The following is a 4,730-nucleotide window of genomic DNA, read 5'->3' on the forward strand; positions in this document are numbered from 1 at the left end:
GAAAGTCTTTTAACTAACTATGGCAAGGCTTTCACGCTTAAGTCAGTGCCATTGGCCTGAGAGAGTCATTTCCAGCTTTTCAGGCATCGTCTTCTATGCCCACTTCAGTTGACTGATACCGATCTTCCCCGGCGTGATGGGGTAGCAGCAAATTCAGAATCACTGCTGTCAGTGCGCAAAGACTGACGCCCTTCAAGGAAAATTCACCCAGTGAAATGCCCATATTACCAATGCCAAATACCAGCACGATAGAGACAATCACCAGGTTCCGGGGCTGCCCCAGGTCTACCCTTGCCTTAATCAGTGTGTTGAGTCCAACGACCGCAATGGAGCCAAAAAGCAGCATCATAATCCCGCCCATCACCGGCACTGGAATGGTTGACAGGAATCCACCCATTTTGCCGATAAACGCCACACCAATGGCAATGACTGCGGCCCAGGTCATGATAGCGGGGTTGTAGGCTTTGGTGAGCATCACCGCGCCCGTGACTTCTGAATAGGTGGTGTTCGGCGGCCCACCGATCATCCCGGCAAACGTCGTCGCCAGGCCATCACCCAGCAGGGTATTTTTCAACCCCGGTTTTGTCAGATACTTTTTCCCGGTCACCGAGCTGATCGCCAGCATATCACCAATGTGCTCAATGGCGGGGGCAATCGCTACCGGAATCATATAAAGCACCGCGTTCCAATTGAGTGCCGGGGTCGTGAAATTCGGAATAGCAAACCAGGGACGGTCAAACAAAGGTTGAAAGTCCACAACGCCCATAATCACTGCAGCAACATAGCCTGCGCCAATACCGCAAATAATGGGAATCAATCGCAGAATTCCACCGGCCAGGGTCGCCACCAACAGGGTGGCCAGCAGCGAGATCGCGGCAAGGAACAGCGCCTGATCAGCAGAAATCAACCCTGCAACGGGAGATGTTGCCATCCCCACGGCAACCGGTGCCAGACCAAGGCCAATAACCATAATCACCGGCCCAACCACCACGGGGGGAAATAGCCGGTAAAGTATGCCGGAGCCACGCAACCTGACCAGCACACTCAATACGGCATACAGCAGACCGGCGGCCATGATTCCGCCCATGGTGGCCGCCAGGCCCCAGGATTGAATACTGAACGTCATCGGCGCAATAAAGGCAAAAGAAGATGCCAGCAAGACAGGCACCTGCCGAGCGGTGATCAGCTGAAAAATCAGGGTACCGATACCCGCGGTAAAGAACGCTACATTGGTATCCAACCCGGTCAGCAACGGCACCAGAACCAGGGCACCAAAGGCAACAAAAAGCATCTGCCCCCCCATCAGCGCCTGACGCCAGAGGGACATCTCTGATAGCAGGGTTTCCCCCGGGTGTGCTGAATGATTCATTGTTGGCTATCCACACTTAAGAAAAGTAGTTAACCAAATGAAATCGTATTTTCTGACCAAGTGATCATTCACTCTCGGCAACTGCTCCTGCGTTGTCCGATGCATAGTAGGAAATATACGATTCCATCAGGCCAACTAATTATTGCGTACCAAAAATCTTGTCACCGGCATCACCCAGGCCCGGAATGATATAACCGTTGTCATTAAGCCCAAGGTCAACAGCCGCGGTGAAAATCTTAACGTCAGGATGTGCTGACTGAACTTTATCGATGCCTTCCGGGGCAGCCACCAGCACCAGGCAGCGGATCTCTTTACAACCCGCCTTCTTCAGCATATCGATCGTTGCCAGCATGGAGCCACCGGTGGCCAACATGGGATCCAGAATCAGGGCAATGCGCTCATCAATATTACTGACCAGCTTTTCAAAGTAAGGCACGGGTTCCAGCGTTGCCTCGTCCCGGTAAAGACCGACCACACTGACCTTGGCATTGGGGATCATATCCAGAACACCATTCATCATACCAATGCCGGCACGCAGAATCGGTACGATGGTAATTTTCTTGCCCTTGATCTGCTGAACAGTCACCGGACCATTCCAGCCTTCAATTACCGTATCTTCCAGCGCCAGATCTTTGGTCGCTTCATAGGTCAGCAGGCTGCCAACCTCACTGGCCAAAGTTCGGAATCCCTTGGTACTGATATCGTGGGAACGCATCAGTCCCAGCTTGTGCTGTACCAGCGGATGCTTGATTTCCTGTACGTTCATGAATGACCTCAACTCACTGACGGGAGATGCCTAATGAATCAAAAAATGAATGGTTGAGATAAAACGGTCTTGTGGAAGCACTCGAAAATGATCATCAAAGCGCTTTCAATGCCTGAATTTTGTTATTTTCCCACAGCGTGTCTGAACTGCCCATAGGTTTTTACAACCATAACCACCGTGTAGTTTTCTCTTGCCCATTGAACACAACAACGGTATTTTTTCAGCAAAACTGTTTGCACCTCTCCACTGGGGAGTAAAAATGGTTTTTTTAACCAGAAATGGCACGCCGATCGCCAGGGTTACGACACCCATATTTCATGAGTTGCCTCACTGGACTGACCGGCCACCAATCAAACAATCAGGGTTTGCACAACATGTCTGTTGATCTCGACCATATCCGGCAAGTGATGGATGAAGCCGACTGCCTCTATAACGAGCAGCAGATTGAAAACGCCATCGCCACCATGGGACGCAACATCACCAACCAGCTGGCGAACAGCAACCCGCTGGTATTTTGCGTAATGAATGGCGGTATGGTGATTACCGGCAAACTGCTGACTCAGATGCAGTTCCCCCTGGAAGCCTCCTACGTGCATGCCACCCGTTACCGGGATCAATTGACCGGTGGTGGCCTGGAGTGGAAAGTCCGGCCAACCCGGGGTATCAAACATCGTACCGTCCTGATTATCGATGACATTCTCGATGAAGGGCACACGCTGGACGCTATTGTTGATTTCTGTAAGGAAGAAGGTGCAGCCCGCGTCCTGACTGCGGTGCTGGTGGATAAAAAACATAACCGTAAAGCCCGTCCGGGCCTGAAGGCCGACTTTACCGGCCTGGAAATCGATGATCGCTATATTTTTGGTTACGGTCTGGACTACCAGGGTTACTGGCGTAATGCCAATGGCATTTATGCACTGAAAGGTCACTGAGATTTTTTAAGCAAAAAAGCCTCCGGTCCGGAGGCTTTTTTGCTTTGGGTTAATCCATTTCACCAGTGTTATATCAGGAATGCCATTTTATGAGTTGGCAGCGTTTGGCTTATCCGCAGATCTTTCGTGATGCGTGGTTAAATCCAGCCTTTCAGCAATGTCATCGAGCACCCGCTGAAATGCTGGTTGTTCAGTGTTGATACTTGAGTCAACCAATGTGCCTGGCTGCAAAGTAAACTCATCAAATTGCTGTTTGGCTTGCTCACTTTCTGCCTGGTAAGGCTGGCAACTTTTTATCTCTCTCATCTTTTAGCGCGTCTATGTCGTGCAAAGTTTTTTCGTAATCGGTTGAAGCTACTTCCAGGCTTTCGGTCAGTGATGCGAGTTGGTTCTGCATAAATTCAATTTCTTCGAGCAATTGCTCTTTAAGCCTTCTGATTTCAAAAATTATGTGATCATGCAGAACTGCAGGCCTATCACCAGACTGAGTAAGCTTATCAGTTTCAGGATTCAAGAAAGTGTTGCAAGTTTTCATTTCAGACAAGAAGTTGTCAATACCCTTTTCGACTGCATTAATCTCCAAGTAAAATTCTTCTATTGTCTTAACCAGTGCATCAGCTTTTTCAGTTTTACTTTTAATTAACTCATTGATTTCGCTAACGTCGCTGGCTTCATTCTTTTTCAACAAGGTTTCTGCTTTCAGTGACTGGTTCATATCGAGCAACACTGCCTTGTCGCCCTCAACTTGCTCACCAATAAGCTTCTCATGTTTTATTTTGAGCTTTTCTGCTTGCTCAGCCAAAGATATCTTTAACTTTTTATATTCATCTTCAAGCTTATTAACATGATCTATTCTGTTGCTATATTTTGCATAAGCTTCACTACTCTTGAAAATATTCACAAGTTCATTCGCAGCATTCTTGTTTTCTATCGATGATTCACCATCCAGGCATACACACTGTGGGTCTCCGTCCTCAGTGGCTGCTGGTAAAACAATCACTAACCCCTTCCGTAAGGCGGTCAGATCCCCGTCAGCAATAGCCAATAGGGTTTTGTACTTTTCTTTGAAATCATCATTTTCTATTTTTGATGTATAAAACTCATTTTTTTTATGATCAAGCCGACCCAAATCGATATTAAAGTTCTCAATATCATCTGCCAGATCATACTTTTTATTATCATCAGCAATGGGTTTTATAGCCATAAGAGCATGAGCATTAGAAATTACTTCCAAGCCCTGTGTTTTCACCAGACTCTCTTGGCTCATCAGCAGATTCTCTACCGCTTTTACAGGGCGACACTTACTGAGCCACTGATTAAAATCTTCTAAGGCAATCTTTACAGGCCTGGTGTTTTCAGGAATTGCTGCAAACTCCTCCGGAGAAACCTGAATACCAGAAAAACCAGCTTTCTCAATGGCCTGAACGGTCACCTTGTTGCCATTCAGATATCCTGCTTCCGGGTTAACAATATCTGTTTCTGCAGCATAAGATGCACTTGGACCAATATTTCTCTTACCTTGAATATCCATAGTTACAACGCCTCTTGGGATCAAGATTCATCTTAATGTTTGCCAGTAATTCTGGATAACATTAAAAATCTTGATATTTATTACCTGAATCCGTAACTTCAGAAGACGTTGAAACCTTCGGAAGCCGGTCGT

Annotated in this window: 4 protein-coding genes; 1 reads left to right on the forward strand and 3 read right to left on the reverse strand. The window is 47.5% G+C overall.

What is annotated here, in order from left to right:
* Positions 1 to 79 precede the first annotated feature (79 nt).
* Positions 80 to 1,369: a uracil-xanthine permease family protein gene (locus KDK14_RS16885; RefSeq protein WP_257266349.1), complete on the reverse strand. Its 1,290-nt coding sequence runs from the start codon at positions 1,367 to 1,369 to the stop codon at positions 80 to 82.
* 139 nt (positions 1,370 to 1,508) lie between these two features.
* Positions 1,509 to 2,135: a uracil phosphoribosyltransferase gene (gene upp / locus KDK14_RS16890; RefSeq protein ID WP_257266350.1), complete on the reverse strand. Its 627-nt coding sequence runs from the start codon at positions 2,133 to 2,135 to the stop codon at positions 1,509 to 1,511.
* A gap of 374 nt (positions 2,136 to 2,509) precedes the next feature.
* Here upp and KDK14_RS16895 point away from each other — a divergent pair, with 374 nt between their 5' ends.
* Positions 2,510 to 3,067 carry a hypoxanthine-guanine phosphoribosyltransferase gene (locus tag KDK14_RS16895; RefSeq protein ID WP_257266351.1) on the forward strand — a complete coding sequence of 186 codons (558 nt, stop codon included), beginning with the start codon at positions 2,510 to 2,512 and terminating at the stop codon, positions 3,065 to 3,067.
* 262 nt (positions 3,068 to 3,329) lie between these two features.
* Here the strand turns inward: KDK14_RS16895 and KDK14_RS16900 are convergent, their stop codons facing one another.
* Complete coding sequence (locus KDK14_RS16900) at positions 3,330 to 4,598, reverse strand: hypothetical protein (protein WP_257266352.1); 1,269 nt, start codon at positions 4,596 to 4,598, stop codon at positions 3,330 to 3,332.
* Positions 4,599 to 4,730 lie beyond the last annotated feature (132 nt).

The sequence above is a fragment of the Endozoicomonas sp. ONNA2 genome (assembly GCF_024606365.1).
Classification (GTDB): Bacteria; Pseudomonadota; Gammaproteobacteria; order Pseudomonadales; family Endozoicomonadaceae; genus Endozoicomonas.

Coding starts and splice junctions, on each gene's coding strand:
- KDK14_RS16885 (WP_257266349.1), bottom strand. CDS start 1,369: ATGAATCATTCAGCACACCCGGGGGAAACCCTGCTATCAGAGATGTCC.
- upp (WP_257266350.1), bottom strand. CDS start 2,135: ATGAACGTACAGGAAATCAAGCATCCGCTGGTACAGCACAAGCTGGGA.
- KDK14_RS16895 (WP_257266351.1), top strand. CDS start 2,510: ATGTCTGTTGATCTCGACCATATCCGGCAAGTGATGGATGAAGCCGAC.
- KDK14_RS16900 (WP_257266352.1), bottom strand. CDS start 4,598: ATGGATATTCAAGGTAAGAGAAATATTGGTCCAAGTGCATCTTATGCT.